The organism is Enterobacter cloacae complex sp. IR53041, from assembly GCF_049238285.1.
In the GTDB taxonomy this organism is placed as follows: Bacteria; Pseudomonadota; Gammaproteobacteria; order Enterobacterales; family Enterobacteriaceae; genus Enterobacter; species Enterobacter roggenkampii.
The window spans coordinates 22,458-38,474 of the sequence record NZ_JBMKHB010000029.1 but is presented as its reverse complement, the minus strand read 5'-3'; the positions used below and the strand labels follow the sequence as shown (position 1 = coordinate 38,474).

18 protein-coding genes are annotated in these 16,017 nt (G+C 57.6%); 11 read left to right on the top strand and 7 right to left on the bottom strand.

Going from position 1 to position 16,017, the window contains the following annotated elements; translation table 11 throughout:
- Positions 1–109 precede the first annotated feature (109 nt).
- Positions 110–472 (top strand): hypothetical protein, encoded by a 363-nt coding sequence (locus ACOTXF_RS18525; protein WP_032651813.1) that lies wholly within the window; start codon positions 110–112, stop codon positions 470–472.
- Positions 473–645: 173 nt separating this feature from the next.
- On the opposite strand, the gene ACOTXF_RS18520 is transcribed toward ACOTXF_RS18525, so the two are convergent.
- A complete protein-coding gene (locus ACOTXF_RS18520) occupies positions 646–1,182 on the bottom strand; it encodes a dihydrofolate reductase family protein (protein ID WP_047746717.1) in 537 nt (178 codons plus the stop codon).
- A gap of 40 nt (positions 1,183–1,222) precedes the next feature.
- Positions 1,223–2,230 (bottom strand): transcriptional regulator FtrA, encoded by a 1,008-nt coding sequence (gene ftrA / locus ACOTXF_RS18515; protein ID WP_021242516.1) that lies wholly within the window; start codon positions 2,228–2,230, stop codon positions 1,223–1,225.
- A gap of 73 nt (positions 2,231–2,303) precedes the next feature.
- Between ftrA and ACOTXF_RS18510 the strand changes: the two genes are divergently transcribed.
- The 8 genes from ACOTXF_RS18510 to zinT all read left to right on the top strand — a co-directional run bounded on the left by ACOTXF_RS18510 (position 2,304) and on the right by zinT (position 10,321).
- Positions 2,304–2,717 (top strand): rhodanese-like domain-containing protein, encoded by a 414-nt coding sequence (locus tag ACOTXF_RS18510; protein WP_008502248.1) that lies wholly within the window; start codon positions 2,304–2,306, stop codon positions 2,715–2,717.
- Positions 2,718–2,873: 156 nt separating this feature from the next.
- On the top strand, positions 2,874–3,977 hold the full coding sequence (locus ACOTXF_RS18505) for a cobalamin-independent methionine synthase II family protein (RefSeq protein ID WP_047746715.1): 1,104 nt from the start codon (positions 2,874–2,876) through the stop codon (positions 3,975–3,977).
- Positions 3,978–4,178: 201 nt separating this feature from the next.
- A complete protein-coding gene (urtA, locus tag ACOTXF_RS18500) occupies positions 4,179–5,450 on the top strand; it encodes an urea ABC transporter substrate-binding protein (protein ID WP_047746712.1) in 1,272 nt (423 codons plus the stop codon).
- Positions 5,451–5,474: 24 nt separating this feature from the next.
- Positions 5,475–7,049, top strand: coding sequence for an urea ABC transporter permease subunit UrtB (gene urtB / locus ACOTXF_RS18495; RefSeq protein WP_047746710.1), 1,575 nt, complete (start codon positions 5,475–5,477; stop codon positions 7,047–7,049).
- Positions 7,049–8,122, top strand: coding sequence for an urea ABC transporter permease subunit UrtC (urtC, locus tag ACOTXF_RS18490; RefSeq protein ID WP_023327457.1), 1,074 nt, complete (start codon positions 7,049–7,051; stop codon positions 8,120–8,122). Before urtB ends, urtC begins: the two co-directional genes overlap by 1 nt.
- A complete protein-coding gene (urtD, locus tag ACOTXF_RS18485) occupies positions 8,122–8,919 on the top strand; it encodes an urea ABC transporter ATP-binding protein UrtD (protein WP_047746706.1) in 798 nt (265 codons plus the stop codon). Before urtC ends, urtD begins: the two co-directional genes overlap by 1 nt.
- 9 nt (positions 8,920–8,928) lie before the next feature.
- The gene (gene urtE, locus ACOTXF_RS18480; protein WP_023327459.1) at positions 8,929–9,627 is read left to right on the top strand and encodes an urea ABC transporter ATP-binding subunit UrtE; all 699 of its coding nucleotides are present in this window, start codon (positions 8,929–8,931) and stop codon (positions 9,625–9,627) included.
- A 52-nt stretch (positions 9,628–9,679) separates the two neighbouring features.
- Positions 9,680–10,321, top strand: a complete 642-nt coding sequence (gene zinT / locus ACOTXF_RS18475; protein ID WP_047746703.1) for a metal-binding protein ZinT — start codon at positions 9,680–9,682, stop codon at positions 10,319–10,321.
- A gap of 46 nt (positions 10,322–10,367) precedes the next feature.
- On the opposite strand, the gene ydeE is transcribed toward zinT, so the two are convergent.
- Complete coding sequence (ydeE, locus tag ACOTXF_RS18470; protein ID WP_047746701.1) at positions 10,368–11,561, bottom strand: efflux MFS transporter YdeE; 1,194 nt, start codon at positions 11,559–11,561, stop codon at positions 10,368–10,370.
- 194 nt (positions 11,562–11,755) lie between these two features.
- Between ydeE and eamA the strand changes: the two genes are divergently transcribed.
- Positions 11,756–12,661, top strand: coding sequence for an O-acetylserine/cysteine exporter (gene eamA / locus ACOTXF_RS18465; RefSeq protein ID WP_021242508.1), 906 nt, complete (start codon positions 11,756–11,758; stop codon positions 12,659–12,661).
- A 31-nt stretch (positions 12,662–12,692) separates the two neighbouring features.
- Here the strand turns inward: eamA and marB are convergent, their stop codons facing one another.
- The 3 genes from marB to marR are packed head-to-tail and all read right to left on the bottom strand — an operon-like array spanning position 12,693 to position 13,781.
- Positions 12,693–12,911 (bottom strand): multiple antibiotic resistance protein MarB, encoded by a 219-nt coding sequence (marB, locus tag ACOTXF_RS18460; RefSeq protein WP_008502238.1) that lies wholly within the window; start codon positions 12,909–12,911, stop codon positions 12,693–12,695.
- Between the two features lie 33 nt (positions 12,912–12,944).
- Positions 12,945–13,325, bottom strand: coding sequence for an MDR efflux pump AcrAB transcriptional activator MarA (marA, locus tag ACOTXF_RS18455; RefSeq protein WP_008502237.1), 381 nt, complete (start codon positions 13,323–13,325; stop codon positions 12,945–12,947).
- 21 nt (positions 13,326–13,346) lie between these two features.
- Positions 13,347–13,781 (bottom strand): multiple antibiotic resistance transcriptional regulator MarR, encoded by a 435-nt coding sequence (gene marR / locus ACOTXF_RS18450; protein WP_008502236.1) that lies wholly within the window; start codon positions 13,779–13,781, stop codon positions 13,347–13,349.
- 255 nt (positions 13,782–14,036) lie between these two features.
- On the opposite strand from marR, the gene ACOTXF_RS18445 reads away from it, so the two are divergent.
- Positions 14,037–14,702, top strand: a complete 666-nt coding sequence (locus ACOTXF_RS18445; protein ID WP_008502235.1) for a MarC family NAAT transporter — start codon at positions 14,037–14,039, stop codon at positions 14,700–14,702.
- 95 nt (positions 14,703–14,797) lie between these two features.
- Here the strand turns inward: ACOTXF_RS18445 and ACOTXF_RS18440 are convergent, their stop codons facing one another.
- Positions 14,798–15,994 (bottom strand): sugar transporter, encoded by a 1,197-nt coding sequence (locus tag ACOTXF_RS18440; RefSeq protein WP_045415957.1) that lies wholly within the window; start codon positions 15,992–15,994, stop codon positions 14,798–14,800.
- Positions 15,995–16,017 lie beyond the last annotated feature (23 nt).

Genomic DNA, 16,017 nt, shown 5'->3' with positions numbered 1-16,017 from the left:
ACATATACGTATGGTAAACGTCCCATTTCTGGTCCAAAGTTGGATATTTGCATTAAGGACAAATCCTATATAATAGAGAACCTCTGGCTAAGGAATGGGTCATTACTAAATGAAAAAAATAATAGCGCTTGCGCTTATGGCGGTTGCGATCGGGGCTGTTGTGGGAATTCGTTATGCAGTTAATGACGAACCAGAATATATTCAATCAGCAGAAATTCGCGTTGGTTCCTATTTAACCAGCGACTATGGCCTTGTTGCCTGCGGCAGCAAAAAAGTTAACGATCTGCGCTGGGAATTAGATTGTACTCATCAAGAGGGAGGAAAAACATTCCAGTTTGCGGTGTTTCCTTCTGAAAAGGCACCTTATGGCGTAGCGCGATCCTTTTATCTTGAAGCCATTAATGATGATGCAAAACAGAGCGCTGAACAGGGGCTTATGCGTTATTTGCAGATCAATACCCATGCAGGTTAATAAAACTGTTTAACCTTCGTTAAGACAACGAGTGTTAGGTTGTATGGGATCCGCAGCCCGGCCATGGAGTGTCGGGACGTAGAGACCAAAATACAAATCTATCCATGCAAGCATTTACCGCCATTTTTTGGCGGTTTTTTTTTGCGCATAACGTAGCGGTGTTGGCCGTGGGGTTATGTCGTCACCCGATAGTGCGACTGCACCAGACCCGAAGGGAAGCTGCGGCTGGAGACCAGCGTCAAATCGATATCCCCGGGAAGGGCGCCAAACAGCGATTTTCCCGAACCGAGCAGGACAGGAACGGTTGTGATCACCATATCGGCCACCAGCCCTTCTCGCAGGAACGACTGTATGACTTGCCCACCATCAAGATAGACGCGACGGGCGTTCTGCCTCGCCAGATCGTCGAGCACCTCCTTTGGCGTGCGGCCGGAAAACTGTACTTTGCCCCTCAGCGCGTCGGGTACGGGCGTGTCGGCCAGCTGTCGGGAGAGCACCAGTACGGGCCGGTCATAAGGCCATGTCTCAAAGGTCCGCACCTTCTCATAGCTCCCCCGGCCCATCACGATCCAGTCTTTGTCCGCGATGAAAGCCGTGTAGCCATGATCCTCATTCGGGTCATCGCGCTGCAGCAGCCAGTCGATATCATCATTGTGTCGGGCGATGTAGCCATCAAGACTGGTTGCGATAAAAACGTGTGTGGTGACCATCAGGTTCTCCGTATTCCAGCGAAACCAAAAGACTGCCGCCTCAGCGGGCAGTACCGGCATGAGAAAATTGTTTACGGTACTGGGCCGGGGAAATTGCGAACTGCTGGCGAAAATGATGACGCAGCGTCGATGCCTGACCAAACCCGGTCTGTTCCGCGATGCTGTCGATGCTTAAACGACTGCTTTCCAGATAATCTTTCGCCCGCAGCAGGCGCTCATTGAGTAACCAGCGGGCAGGCGTCGTTCCCGTTGCCGCTTCGAAGCGACGCAGAAACGTGCGCTGACTCATACCGACACGACGCGCCAGCGAGTCGACGCTGTGCGGCTCGGTAAGATGCGTGTGCAGAAAATCAAACAGCTGACCGAGGCGCTGGCTTTCCCGCAGCTGCGCCACCGGGCGGCTCAGCTGTTGCGGCTGAGATCCATCCCGGTGAGGGGGAATGACAAGCCGCCTCGCCACGCTGTTGGCGGTTTCCATCCCGAAATCCCGACGCACGACGTGCAGACAGAGATCGATCCCCGCCGCGCTGCCTGCGGAAGTCAGGATCTCGCCTTCGTCCTGGTAGAGCACATCCTCGACCACGTCGATGTCAGGGTAGCGGGCTTTAAGCGTCTCAATGTAGCGCCAGTGCGTCGTGGCTTTGCGTCCGTTGAGCAGACCGGAGGCGGCCAGCACAAATACACCCGAGCAGATGGAGAGTAGCTGACAGCCCCGCGCGCTGGCCTGACGTAATGCGTTGCAGAGCGCGTCCGGAACCGGCGAGTCCACCCCCCGCCAGCCCGGCACCACGATCAGATCGGCAGACGCAAGCAGGGAGAGATCGCCATCGGTAATGATGCGGATCCCGCCTGTCGCCCGAAGCTCACCGTTATCAACGCTTGCCACGGCAAAACGATACCAGTCGTCGCCCAGCTCGGGCCGCGGCAGGCCGAAGATTTCCACCGCCACCCCAAACTCAAAGGTACACAGACCGTCATACGCCAGCACCACCACCTTCGGGCGGGCAATCTGTCTTAACGTTGTCATCTTTTTGCTGTTTTCTGGCATAAGCGAGCGCATTCATGAGCTGAATTTGTGGATAGAGTAGTGTTAACACAAACGCCAAAGATGAGGAAGGATCATGAGCTATGTTACTGAATTTCCGGCTGCCGAACCGCAGGAAGCCGTTACCCATTTTCTGCGTCGCCTGAGCGTCGAAACCGACTGCGCCGATGTGCATCATGCCATCACGCATAATGAGCAGGACTTTGTTTTGCTGCACGTGGTGGGGAGCCCGGAGCAGTTTGCCCGTCGCCATGTGCCGGGCGCTCTGCATATGCCGTGGAGCCAGATGACCGCTGAGCGCATGGCCCAATGGCCTGAAGGGACGCTGTTTGTCGTCTACTGCGCAGGGCCGCACTGTAACGGCGCGGACAGAGCCGCGCTGAAGCTGGCGCGTCTCGGGCTGCCGGTCAAAATCATGCTCGGTGGGATCACCGGCTGGGAAGATGAACGCTACGCGTTTGCCAGCGAGGCGTCCGTCGCCGCGCTGTGAAGATGAATTTTTTTCAACATACGTGAAATTTTCTCGTTTGCCGGCACCGGTGAGGTATGACATTGTTTTTGGACATTTAGACATCCAGAAGTCTAAAACTTCAAATAATGAATTATCACTGCGGGCAATTATCGCCGGCAGACTGAGGAGATTGCCATGCAACGACACCACGCCCCGTACCGCGCCGACGTAGTCGGCAGTTTTTTACGCCCGGATGCCATCAAGCAGGCTCGCCTGAAATTTGCCAGCGGCGAGATTGATGCCGGGCAGCTTCGCGCGGTGGAGGACGAGGCCATTCGCCACGTCGTCGAGCAGCAGTGTGCGTGCGGCCTGCATGTGGTGACCGACGGTGAGTTTCGCCGTGCCTGGTGGCACTTCGACTTCTTCGACGGTCTTCAGGGCGTTGAGCGTTACGATTCCCAGCAGGGCATCCAGTTTAACGGCGTGCAAACCAAAGCCCACGGCGTGCGCGTCACCGGCAAGCTGGGCTTTGGTGAGCACCCGATGCTGGACGATTTCCGCTTTCTTAAAAGCATCAGCGGTAACGCCCAGCCAAAAATGACCATTCCGAGCCCAAGCGTGCTGCACTTCCGCGGCGGTCGCAAAGACATTGATGCGACCGTGTATCCGGACCTTGACGTCTATTTCGATGACCTGGCGACCACGTGGCGTGATGCCATCCGGGCCTTCTACGACGCGGGCTGCCGTTATCTGCAGCTGGATGACACCGTCTGGGCCTATCTCTGTTCGGACGACCAGCGCCGTCAGATCCGCGAGCGCGGCGACGACGCCGATGAGCTGGCGCGCATCTATGCCCGCGTGCTGAACAAGGCGCTGGAGGGCAAGCCGGACGATCTGACCATCGGACTGCACGTCTGTCGCGGCAATTTCCGTTCCACCTGGATTTCCGAAGGCGGCTACGAGCCGGTAGCGGAAGTGCTGTTCGGAACGGTCAACGTTGACGCCTTCTTCCTCGAATATGATAACGACCGCAGCGGGGATTTCGCGCCCCTGCGCTTTGTTCGCCCGGGCAAACAGCAGGTGGTGTTGGGTCTTATCACTACAAAAAACGGCGAGCTGGAGAATCCGGAGGGAATTAAAGCCCGTCTTGAAGAGGCGGCGAAATACGTGGCAAAAGAGCAGATTTGCCTCAGCCCGCAGTGCGGCTTTGCCTCGACCGAAGAGGGCAACAGCCTGAGCGAAGCCCAGCAGTGGGACAAAGTCCGGCTGGTCACGCAGATCGCCAGCGAAGTCTGGTAACCCCGTTATACGACGCTGCATTATAAAAGTGCAGCGCTGTACCATTCTGAGTCGTTCTCTTTACATCCGGCGTTCCCCTCCCAGAAATAGCGCTTTCTCCATTCTGGCACTCTTTTTGCTCCTGCTTCGCTGACACTTTTTTTTCCGCGTCCACGCCGTACCGGACGTTTTCGCACAGCGTTCTTTTTCAGGAGTGAAAATATGCAGCGTCGTACCTTATTAAAAGCTTTTGCGTTATCCGCGTCCGTCGTGGCGATGGGGATGAGTTTTGGCGCGCAGGCGGCCGATACCATCAAGGTGGGGATCATGCATTCGCTGTCCGGCACCATGGCCATCTCTGAAACCCCGCTGAAAGACGTCGCGCTGATGACCATCGATGAGATCAACGCCAAAGGCGGCGTGCTGGGCAAGAAACTGGAGCCGGTGGTGGTGGATCCGGCCTCAAACTGGCCGCTGTTTGCCGAGAAGGCCCGTCAGCTGCTGAGCCAGGATAAAGTGGCTGTGGTATTCGGCTGCTGGACGTCGGTGTCGCGCAAATCCGTACTGCCGGTTTTCGAGGAGCTGAACGGCCTGCTGTTCTATCCGGTGCAGTATGAGGGCGAAGAGATGTCGCCAAACGTCTTCTATACCGGCGCGGCGCCGAACCAGCAGGCCATCCCGGCGGTGGAATACCTGATGAGCGAAGACGGCGGCGCGGCGAAACGCTTCTTCCTGCTGGGCACCGATTACGTTTACCCGCGCACCACCAACAAGATCCTGCGCGCGTTCCTGCATTCGAAAGGGGTGGAGGATAAGGACATCGAAGAGGTTTACACCCCGTTTGGTCATAGCGACTACCAGACCATCGTTGCCAACATCAAGAAATTCTCCGCGGGCGGCAAAACTGCCGTGGTGTCGACCATCAACGGCGACTCCAACGTGCCGTTCTACAAAGAGCTGGCTAACCAGGGGCTGAAGGCGACGGACGTGCCGGTGGTGGCGTTCTCCGTGGGTGAAGAAGAGCTGCGCGGGATCGACACCAAACCGCTGGTGGGTAACCTGGCGGCCTGGAACTACTTTGAGTCCGTCGATAACCCGACTAACCAAGCGTTCGTGGCGGATTACAAAGCCTATGCGAAGGCGCACAAGCTGCCGAACGCCGATACCGTGGTGACCAACGACCCGATGGAGGCGACCTACGTGGGGATTCATATGTGGGCGCAGGCGGTGGAAAAAGCCGGTACTACCGATGTGGAGAAAGTGCGTGCGGCAATGGCCGGTCAGACTTTTAAGGCGCCGTCAGGCTTTACGCTCACCATGGATGCCACCAACCATCATCTGCACAAGCCGGTCATGATCGGTGAAATCGAAGGCAACGGCCAGTTCAACGTGGTGTGGCAGACCGAACAGCCGGTACGCGCCCAGCCGTGGAGCCCGTTCATCGCCGGGAATGACAAAAAGCCCGACCAGCCGATGAAAACCGCCAGCAACTAAGCCATCACCGCAGGGAGAAACGTCATGAACGCCATGCGCATGTTCATCGCTCTTGTATGGCTTTCCGGACTGCTGCCAGGGATGGTGCAGGCATCGGATGCCGATCGTTTTGTTGCCGCCAGCCGCAGCCAGCAGGCGGATTTGTTGACGCAGTGGGCCGCTGCGCCGGATGCGTCAAGACTGCCGCTCCTTGAGGCGCTACAAAAGGAAAATCTCTACGTCGATACGCAAAAGCACGCCTTTGCACAACGCGATGGCAACGTCATCCCGCTGGGGGAGAGTCAGACGGCAGAGGGCCTAACCAAAGCCGTGCGCCTGACGAACCGGCTGCGCGTGCTGGCTGCAACCGCTATCGCCACGCATCAGCTGGTGAGTGACAGTGTCACTGAAAGACGGGCGGCGGCGCGTCAGCTGCAGCGCGATGCCCAGCCCGGGATGCTCGCTTTTCTGGAAAAGCGTGTGAACGATGAGACGGACGCCGTGGCGCGTCAGGCGCTGCTGCTGGCGGTCGCGAATCTCCAGCTGGCCAGCCCGCAGCCGGAAGTGCGCCGCAAGGCCGTCGAATTGTTAGGCCAGTCAGACGATCCGGACGTGCAGTCCAGGCTTACCCCGTTTACCCTGCCACAGACGGAGCCGGATAGCGCGGTGCGCGCGGCCGCAGAAGAGAGTCTTAGCCAGATCCAGCACCGCCTGATGTGGGGCGACCTGCTGGGCCAGGCGTTTATGGGGCTGTCCCTCGGGTCGGTGCTGCTGCTGGCCGCGCTGGGGCTGGCTATCACCTACGGCCTGCTGGGAGTGATTAATATGGCTCACGGCGAGATGCTGATGCTGGGGGCATATGCGACCTGGATGGTGCAGCAGGCGATGGCCGGGCTTGCGCCCCAGTGGCTGGCGCTCTATCCCGTTATCGCCTTGCCGGTCGCGTTCTGCCTGACGGCGGGCATTGGAATGGCGCTGGAGCGCACGGTGATCCGTCATCTGTACGGTCGTCCGCTGGAAACGCTGCTGGCGACGTGGGGCATCAGCCTGATGCTTATCCAGCTGGTGCGCATGACCTTTGGCGCCCAGAACCTCGAGGTGGCGAATCCGGCATGGCTCTCCGGCGGGGTGCAGGTTTTTGCCAACCTGACGCTGCCGTGGAACCGCATCGTGGTGCTGGGCTTCGTGCTGCTGGTGCTGTTCTTCACCTGGCTCATTCTGAATAAAACCCGTCTGGGGCTTAACGTGCGGGCGGTGACGCAAAACCGCAGCATGGCCGCCTGCTGCGGGGTACCGACAGGGCGCGTCGATATGCTGGCGTTCGGGCTTGGCTCCGGGATTGCGGGGTTAGGAGGCGTGGCGCTATCGCAGCTCGGTAACGTCGGGCCTGAACTGGGCCAGGGCTATATCATCGACTCCTTCCTTGTGGTGGTGCTCGGAGGCGTAGGCCAGCTGGCAGGCAGCGTGGCCGCGGCGTTTGGGCTGGGGATCTTTAATAAAATCCTTGAACCCCAGATGGGGGCGGTTCTGGGCAAGATCGTGATTCTGGTGGCGATCGTGCTGTTTATTCAGAAACGCCCGCAGGGGTTGTTTGCGCTGAAAGGGAGGGTGATTGACTGATGAGCCAGCCGCTGACCTTAACGCTGGCGCGCAAAGCGCCACGCACCACGCAGATAGCGGGCAGCCTGCTGGTGGTGTGTTTGCTGATACTGCCGTTTTTCGCCTTACTGCCTGCGACGCATCCGCTGGCGCTGTCGACCTGGATGCTGACGCTGATTGGCAAGATCCTCTGCTATGCCATCGTGGCGGTGGCGCTGGATCTGGTGTGGGGATACGCCGGTATGCTGTCCCTTGGGCACGGCCTCTTCTTCGCCCTGGGCGGCTATGCGATGGGCATGTACCTGATGCGCCAGGCGGCAGGTGACGGTCTGCCCGCGTTTATGTCGTTTCTCTCCTGGAGTGAGCTGCCCTGGTTCTGGTGGGGCACGCAGCACTTTGCCTGGGCGCTGGTGCTGATTGTGCTGGTGCCGGGGCTGCTGGCGCTGGTATTCGGCTGGTTTGCCTTCCGCTCGAAGATCAAAGGGGTCTATTTCTCGATTATGACCCAGGCGCTGACCTATGCCGGGATGCTGCTGTTCTTTCGCAACGAAACCGGCTTTGGCGGCAATAACGGCTTTACCGGTTTTACCACGCTGCTCGGGTTTTCGGTAACGGAAACGACCACCCGCATCGCGCTGTTCCTGGCGACCGTGCTGTTGCTGCTTCTGGCCCTGGGCACCGGGTTTGCGCTGGCGAAGAGCAAGTTTGGCCGCATCCTGACCGCCGTGCGCGACGCCGAAAACCGCCTGACCTTTTGCGGCTACGATCCGCGCGGCTTCAAGCTGCTGGTATGGACGCTCTCTGCCGTGCTGTGCGGTCTGGCGGGGGCGCTGTACGTGCCGCAGGTGGGCATTATCAACCCCGGTGAAATGTCACCAACGAACTCGATAGAGGCCGCCATCTGGGTGGCGTTGGGCGGGCGCGGCACGCTGGTGGGCCCGGTGATTGGCGCGGCGCTGGTGAACGGGGCGAAAAGTTTCTTCACCGTCGCGATGCCGGAGTACTGGCAGCTGTTTCTGGGGCTGATTTTTATCGCCGTCACGCTGTTCTTGCCGCGCGGCGTCTACGGTCTGTTGCGTAAGGGAGAGAAATAATGCAGCCAACGGAAGGATTATTTACCCGCCAGCTGCCCGGCGATCGCTACCGGGACCAGACTGACCCGGTGCTTCAGCTTGAATCCATTAACGTCAATTTTGATGGTTTTCAGGCCCTGACCGATCTCTCGCTGAATATCGGCGTGGGCGAGCTGCGCTGCGTGATTGGCCCCAACGGTGCGGGTAAAACCACGCTGATGGACGTCATCACCGGCAAAACGCGGCCAAAGAGCGGCAGGGCGATTTACGATCAGTCCATCGACCTGACCGCGCTGGAGCCTGCGGCCATCGCCCGCCAGGGCATCGGGCGCAAATTCCAGAAACCCACGGTCTTTGAGGCGCTGACGGTGTGGGAAAACCTTGAGATCGCGATGAAAACCGATAAGTCCGTCTGGGCGAGCCTGCGGGCAAAACTCAACGGCGAGCAGCGTGACCGCATTGACGAGATGCTGGTTTTGCTGCGCCTTAGCGCGGAGCGCGACCGACGGGCCGGGCTGCTTTCCCACGGGCAGAAACAGTTCCTGGAGATCGGCATGCTGCTGGTGCAGGACCCGCATCTGCTGCTGCTGGATGAACCCGCCGCCGGAATGACCGACGCGGAAACGGAATACACCGCAGAGCTGTTCAGAACGCTGGCGGGCAAACACTCCCTGATGGTGGTGGAGCACGATATGGGCTTTGTTGAAACGATTGCCGACCATGTGACCGTGCTGCATCAGGGGCGGGTGCTGGCGGAAGGGTCGCTTAGCGAGGTGCAGGCCAACGAGCAGGTGATTGAGGTCTATCTGGGACGTTAAGGAGAGGGAATGCTACAGGTCAACGAACTGAATCAGTATTACGGCGGCAGCCATATCCTGCGCGGCGTGAGCTTTGAGGCCGTCACCGGCGAAGTCACCTGCCTGCTGGGGCGCAACGGCGTGGGGAAAACCACGCTGCTGAAGTGTCTGATGGGGCTGATCCCGGCGAAAACCGGGGAGGTCATCTGGCAGGGGAAAACGATTACCCACAGCAAACCGCACCAGCGGGTGCAGTCTGGCGTGGCGTATGTCCCGCAGGGACGCGAGATTTTTCCGCGCCTGACCGTGGAGGAGAATCTCCTGCTGGGGCTATCGCGGTTTTCCGCCCGCGAGGCGAAGCAGGTGCCGGAGGAGATCTGGCAGCTGTTCCCGGTGCTCAAAGAGATGAAGCACCGTCGCGGGGGCGATCTCTCGGGTGGGCAGCAGCAGCAGCTTGCGATTGGTCGCGCGCTGGCGAGTCGTCCGCGGCTGCTTATCCTGGATGAACCGACCGAAGGCATACAGCCTTCCGTCATTAAAGAGATCGGCCACGTGATCCGCACCCTGGCAAACAGAGGCGACATGGCGATCCTGCTTGTTGAGCAGTTTTACGACTTTGCCGCCGAGCTGGCCGACAGCTATTTGCTGATGTCCCGCGGCACCATTATTCAGCGCGGGCGGGGTGAAAACATGGAGCAGGAGGGCGTTCGCGGCCTGGTTGCGATCTGAAATGTTATAATATAACATCTTCATTCTTATAAAACGGAATGAGGGCGTTACTTTGGCTGCACATATTGGGAAATTTGCCATGACTCTGGGGGCGCTGCTGGTCAGCGGCCAGCTGTTTGCTCACTCGCACGGCCACCAGATGACCGAAGCAGAACAGAAAGCGGCGAACGGCGTGTTTGAGGATAAAGACGTGAAGGACAGAGCGCTGTCTGACTGGGACGGCACCTGGCAGTCGGTCTATCCGTTCCTGCTCGATGGTTCGCTGGATCCGGTCTTTAAGCAGAAAGCGCAGAAGGATAAAAGCAAAACCTTTGACGAGGTGAAAGCCTACTACCGCACGGGATATGCCACGGACGTGGATGCCATCGGCATTGAAAATAACGTGATGGAATTCCACAGAGGCAAGGCGGTCAGCAGCTGTCAGTATGACTACAGCGGCTACAAAATTCTGACCTACGCATCGGGCAAGAAAGGCGTGCGCTATCTCTTTGAGTGCAAGGATGCCGGCAGCAAGGCGCCGAAGTTCGTGCAGTTCAGCGACCATAACATTGGACCGAAGGCCTCTTCGCACTTCCATATTTTCATGGGCAATACCTCCCACGAGGCGCTGCTGAAAGAGATGGACAACTGGCCGACCTATTACCCGAACGAGATGTATAAAGAGCAGGTGGTGGAGGAGATGTTGCACCATTGATGCTTTATTGCCGGGCGGCGGCTTCGCCTTGCCCGGCCTACATTTGCTACGCCGCTTTGGGTGACTCGCACCATGCCTTCACGCTCATCCCGCGCAAAATCATCAGCCACGCCACAATAATCGCGGCCATCATAATCACAAACAGCGACCAGTGCGGCAGGTTGGTCAGGATGATACCGGTGATCATCGGGTTTGACGCCGCGCCGAGCCAGCCCAGCGCCTGCGCGGAGAAATAGCTCGCCTTCATTCCCGGTGGCGCAATGTTGTCAATCAGCATGTATTCACCCGGGGCATAGATAATCTCACCCAGCGTAAAGATGGCGGCAGCGATGCCCCAGTAAACCAGGTTTTCCCCGGAGAGCATAAAGCCGCCCAGCCCCACGATAAAAAACAGGGTGGCGAGGGACATCAGCGGGCGGATATTGCTGGCTGAGATCTTTCGGCCCAGCGCATATTGCAGCGTTACCACCACGGCGGCGTTGACGGGCAGCACCACGGCGACCACCTTTTCGGCGAAATCACTGTCCGCATGTGCGGCCAGAACGTATTGCGAAATACAGCTCGCGAACGACCCGCCCACGTACGACGCCAGCAGGCCAGAGAGCGTGTACCAGAACAGCGCGCGGTCTTTCAGCAAGACCGACGGCTGCCACGGCGTCTTCTCCTCGGCGGTATCTAACGCCACGCTTTTCTGCACAAAGAAGTGGATAAAGCCCAGCGGCAGGGCGGCACAGAAGGCTGCCAGCCAGAACGGCAGCTGCAGGCTGTACATCACCAGCAGGGTGCCAATCGGCGGGCCGACCGTCCAGCCAATGTTCAGGAAGCTGTAGTTCAGCGAGAAGACCCGCGCCTTCTGGCTGGAGGTGAGCACGTCGGAGAACCAGGCTTTCAGCACCGTCGAAAAGACGGAGTAGGCGCAGTTGATCAGCGCAAAAAACAGCACCACCAGCGTGACGTTATTGACCAGCGGGATCGCCACAAATCCGGCGATAAACGCCACAATCGCGATCAGCATGTAGCGTTTTTTATCAAACTTATCGGCCATAATGCCAAATCCCAGGCTGAACACCACGCCAATGGTCAGCGCCACGGTCAGGGCATAACCAATATTCTCGACGCTCATGCTGTAGACGCGCGTGAGATAGATGGTCATGAACGGCAGCGTTGCCCCTCTACCGATGGTTAACAACAATGACGATGCCAACAGCGCTGCGGTTGAGCGCCTGAGAGATGGTTTCATATTCCTGCCCGACAGATGCTTATGCTTTTATTCGATGTGTGTTAACAGGATTACCATGACATAAGGGGCTTGTATAGCACCCGATTTATCCCTAAGTGCTTCAGCTGCCTGCCAGAAATAATGATCTTCTCGTGACGCACTTTTTTCTGTTACCTTGAAGTGTTAACAAATTATTAATAATTCAGGGGCAGGATATGACGCGGAAAGACGGGCTGCTGGCACTGCTGGTAGTCGTAGTATGGGGGCTCAATTTTGTGGTCATTAAGCTGGGGCTGCACAATATGCCGCCGCTGATGCTGGCCGGCTTACGTTTTATGCTGGTCGCTTTCCCGGCCATCTTCTTTGTGGCGCGTCCAAAGATCCCCTTTAAACTGCTGCTGGGCTACGGTCTGACCATCAGCTTTGGCCAGTTCGCGTTTCTCTTTTGCGCCATCAAGTTCGGTATGCCGGCCGGTCTGGCCTCGCTGGTGTTACAGGCGCAGGCGTTCTTTACCATTATTCTCGGGGCGTTTGTGTTTGGCGAGCGCCTGCAGGGCAAACAGCTGGCGGGGATCACGCTGGCGGTGTTTGGCGTACTGGTGCTGATCGAGGCCAGCCTGAATGGTCAGCACGTGGCGCTGCTCGGGTTTATGCTGACGCTGGCGGCGGGGCTGAGCTGGGCCTGCGGAAATATCTTCAACAAGCTGATCATGCAGCACGAGGCGCGCCCGGCGGTGATGTCGCTGGTGGTGTGGAGCGCACTGATCCCGGTTATCCCGTTTCTGCTGGCGTCGAGTATTCTGGACGGTCCGGCGGTGATGCTGAACAGTCTGGTCGACATCGATATGACCACGATCCTGTCTCTCGTCTATCTGGCCTTTGTCGCCACCATTGTGGGCTACGGGATCTGGGGATCGCTGCTGGGGCGTTATGAGACCTGGCGCGTTGCGCCGTTATCTCTGCTGGTGCCGGTGGTAGGGCTTGCCAGTGCGGCGATATTGCTGGATGAAACGCTAAGCGCGCTGCAGCTGTTGGGTGCCGTGCTGATCATGGCCGGGCTGTACATTAACGTGTTTGGTCTGCGGGTTCGTCGGACGACGCGGGTAAGCGAAAAGGCATAAAAAAGCCCCGCGTCTGCGGGGCAAAAACGAATCAGAAGCCGTGCTGATTATAATAAGGCACGCCTAATTCGTCGGATTTGTCGCTACCAGCACCCATGTGGTTGAAATCATAGGGCGACTGGTCATGTGCGGACGGCAAAATCATCGTATCAGGATTATTTTGCTGCGTTGCACGAGGGGTTTGCTCCGCGAAGGTCTGGCTGGAGAACAGCACCAGCAAGGCGAGGGCGGCGGAGGCGATAACTTTCATGATTTCCTCGGTTACGTCTGTGACAGGCGATGATTAACTACAGTGTTTTAACGGATACAGGTATCGGGATTCGCCCGGCACGCTGGTGATTCGGTACTTATGAGGCGGCACGTCAAAATAGTTCTTGAACGTACGCGTCAGGGTTTGCTGCGATTCAAATCCGTAACGCTCCGCCAGATAAAGGATCGGCTCATTGCTTTCTTTCAGTTTCTGGGCAATCTCCGTCAGCTTGCGGCTGCGAATATATTGACCTAATGAATGGCCGGTCTCTTTTTTGAACATCCGTTGCAGGTGCCATTTGGAGTAACCCGAACGCTCTGACACTTTTTCAAGGGAGAGCGGCGATTCCAGGTTATCCTCGATCCAGTCCAAAATGCTATGAATGGTGATAGCGTCAGTATTGCGTCTGGACATCGTCATACCTCTTTTTTCTGTTTACGGCAGGATTTTCTTCAGCAAAAGCTCAAGGGTTGCCACTTCATCTGCCGTTAAGTTTTTTGTTAGTTCCTGATGCAGTGTTTGTCCTACTAATTGATGACATTGCTCGCACATGGCCGCGCCATCGCTGGTCAGCTTCACCAGTACGCCGCGTTTGTCATTCGGGTTAGGGCTTCGTTCTATCCATCCTTTGCAGACGAGACGATCGAGCATGCGGGTTAACGCACCCAGATCGACAGAGAGCACCTTTTTCAGCTCAACCGGCGTGATACACACTTCGCAGCGAATGGAACACAGCACTTTGAACTGTGTTGCGGTGATATCCAGCGGTGACAGATAGTCATTGAGCAGGCGATCTTTTTTCTGATTGACCATATGAATAAGACGACCCAGCGGAACAACGTCGTTAAAGATATCACTGGTGCTTTTCACAATGGTTGCCCTGGCAAGTAATTAGTCACGGCAGATATTATTGCTCAGGCAAGTATAAGTCAACTGAATGAATCAGCCGATGCCACGAATTGCTAAAACGTTTCATGAACTTTTTTTAAGGTGTTTCAAATCATAGAGATAACTTCCTGTTATCTTTTCAGAAGGAAAATAATCGTTACGTTGCGCCCATGGCTGAATGTCACACTTTCCCCCTATAATTGCTGTGTTAAATATGGATAAGGACGACAACGCACTATGTTGGATTTGATTAAAGCAATCAGCCTTGGGCTGGTGGTCTTGCTGCCGTTGGCTAACCCGTTAACGACGGTGGCGCTTTTCCTCGGGCTGGCAGGGAATATGAACAGCGCCGAGCGCAATCATCAGTCGATGATGGCCTCGGTGTATGTGTTTGCCATCATGATGGTGGCTTACTACGCCGGGCAACTGGTGATGAATACCTTCGGGATTTCCATCCCCGGCCTGCGTATCGCCGGGGGGCTGATCGTGGCCTTTATCGGTTTCCGCATGCTGTTCCCGGCGCAAAAAGCGCATGAGTCGCCGGAAGCGACCAGCAAATCGGAAGAACTGGAAACCGAACCGAGCGCGAATATCGCCTTCGTGCCGATTGCCATGCCGAGCACGGCGGGGCCGGGGACCATCGCGATGATCATCAGCTCCGCGTCGACGGTGCGTGACAGCGCAACCTTCCCGGACTGGGTGCTGACGGTGGCACCGCCGCTGATTTTTGCGATTATCGGGATTATCGTGTGGGCATCGCTGCGCAGCTCCGGCGCCATCATGCGCTGGGTAGGCAAGGGCGGTATCGAGGCGATTTCCCGCCTGATGGGCTTCTTACTGGTCTGTATGGGCGTGCAGTTTATTATTAACGGCGTGCTGGAGATTATTAAGACCTATCATTAAGTTCATTGCCGGGTGGCGGCTTCGCCTTACCCGGCCTACGAAATCCGTCTTTTTGTAGGCCGGGTAAGCGCAGCGCCACCCGGCACAAACAAACCTCACCCGTGCTGCCCTTGTTCCTCCAGCGCCACCGGCCACTTACGGAAGATAAGCACGGACCAGATCAGCGCCATCAGGGCCGGAATGGCACCCAGATAGCCAATCGCCGACATCGACACGTGCAGGATGACCTGGTTACCCACCAGCGCACCCGCGCCAATCCCCAGATTGAAAATTCCCGAGAACAGCGACATGGCGACGTCCGTCGCATCCGGCGCCAGGGCCAACACCTTCACCTGCATGCCCAGGCCAATAATCATGATCGCCACGCCCCAGAACAGGCTGAGGATCGCCAGATGGCTTTCACTGCCCGCGGCGGGCATCAGCAACAGCAGACAGGCCAGCAGCAGGCAGATAGCGCTGCTTACCAGCGAGGAGGCATGCCGGTTACCCAGCTTGCCGAACAGCACGCTGCCAATAATCCCCGCGCCGCCGAGGATCAGCAGTAAGACGGTGGCAAAGTTGGCGCTAAAGCCTGCTACCACCTGCACAAACGGTTCAATGTAGCTATACGCGGTGTAATGGGCCGTTACCACGATGGCGGTCAGCAGGTAGATGCTCAGCAGCGCAGGGCGACGCATCAGCAGCGGCAGGCTTTTCAGCGAGCCGGAATGCTCGCTCGGCAGCGCGGGCAGCAGCTTAATCAGACACACCAGCGTCACCAGCGCGCCCATGCCGATGGCGAAGAAGGTGGTACGCCAGCCGAAGTATTGCCCCACGATGCGGCCAATCGGCAGACCCAGCACCATCGCCAGTGCGGTACCGGTAGCAATCAGGCTCAGCGCCTGGGCGCGTTTACCTGCCGGCGCCAGGCGAATCGCCAGCGACGCGGTGATCGACCAGAACACCGCATGGGCAAAGGCGATACCGACGCGGCTGATGACCAGCACCGTAAAATTCCACGCCATAAACGACAGCACGTGGCTCGCGATGAACAAGACAAACAGACCGATCAGCAGCCTGCGCCGCTCTATCTGGCTGGTCAGCAGCATGAACGGCAGGGACATCAGCGCCACTACCCAGGCGTAAATGGTCAACATAATGCCCACCTGCGCCGTTTCCATCTGGAAACTGTCAGCGATGTCAGACAACAGCCCAACCGGCACAAATTCTGTGGTGTTAAAAATAAACGCGGCAATGGCCAGCGTGACCACGCGTAGCCACGCGACCCTGCGGGAAACTGTGTTCGTTGTCATAGGGATGTCGGAGATTCGTTGCT

Coding starts and splice junctions, on each gene's coding strand:
- ACOTXF_RS18525 (WP_032651813.1), top strand. CDS start 110: ATGAAAAAAATAATAGCGCTTGCGCTTATGGCGGTTGCGATCGGGGCT.
- ACOTXF_RS18520 (WP_047746717.1), bottom strand. CDS start 1,182: ATGGTCACCACACACGTTTTTATCGCAACCAGTCTTGATGGCTACATC.
- ftrA (WP_021242516.1), bottom strand. CDS start 2,230: ATGCCAGAAAACAGCAAAAAGATGACAACGTTAAGACAGATTGCCCGC.
- ACOTXF_RS18510 (WP_008502248.1), top strand. CDS start 2,304: ATGAGCTATGTTACTGAATTTCCGGCTGCCGAACCGCAGGAAGCCGTT.
- ACOTXF_RS18505 (WP_047746715.1), top strand. CDS start 2,874: ATGCAACGACACCACGCCCCGTACCGCGCCGACGTAGTCGGCAGTTTT.
- urtA (WP_047746712.1), top strand. CDS start 4,179: ATGCAGCGTCGTACCTTATTAAAAGCTTTTGCGTTATCCGCGTCCGTC.
- urtB (WP_047746710.1), top strand. CDS start 5,475: ATGAACGCCATGCGCATGTTCATCGCTCTTGTATGGCTTTCCGGACTG.
- urtC (WP_023327457.1), top strand. CDS start 7,049: ATGAGCCAGCCGCTGACCTTAACGCTGGCGCGCAAAGCGCCACGCACC.
- urtD (WP_047746706.1), top strand. CDS start 8,122: ATGCAGCCAACGGAAGGATTATTTACCCGCCAGCTGCCCGGCGATCGC.
- urtE (WP_023327459.1), top strand. CDS start 8,929: ATGCTACAGGTCAACGAACTGAATCAGTATTACGGCGGCAGCCATATC.
- ydeE (WP_047746701.1), bottom strand. CDS start 11,561: ATGAAACCATCTCTCAGGCGCTCAACCGCAGCGCTGTTGGCATCGTCA.
- eamA (WP_021242508.1), top strand. CDS start 11,756: ATGACGCGGAAAGACGGGCTGCTGGCACTGCTGGTAGTCGTAGTATGG.
- marB (WP_008502238.1), bottom strand. CDS start 12,911: ATGAAAGTTATCGCCTCCGCCGCCCTCGCCTTGCTGGTGCTGTTCTCC.
- marA (WP_008502237.1), bottom strand. CDS start 13,325: ATGTCCAGACGCAATACTGACGCTATCACCATTCATAGCATTTTGGAC.
- ACOTXF_RS18445 (WP_008502235.1), top strand. CDS start 14,037: ATGTTGGATTTGATTAAAGCAATCAGCCTTGGGCTGGTGGTCTTGCTG.
- ACOTXF_RS18440 (WP_045415957.1), bottom strand. CDS start 15,994: ATGACAACGAACACAGTTTCCCGCAGGGTCGCGTGGCTACGCGTGGTC.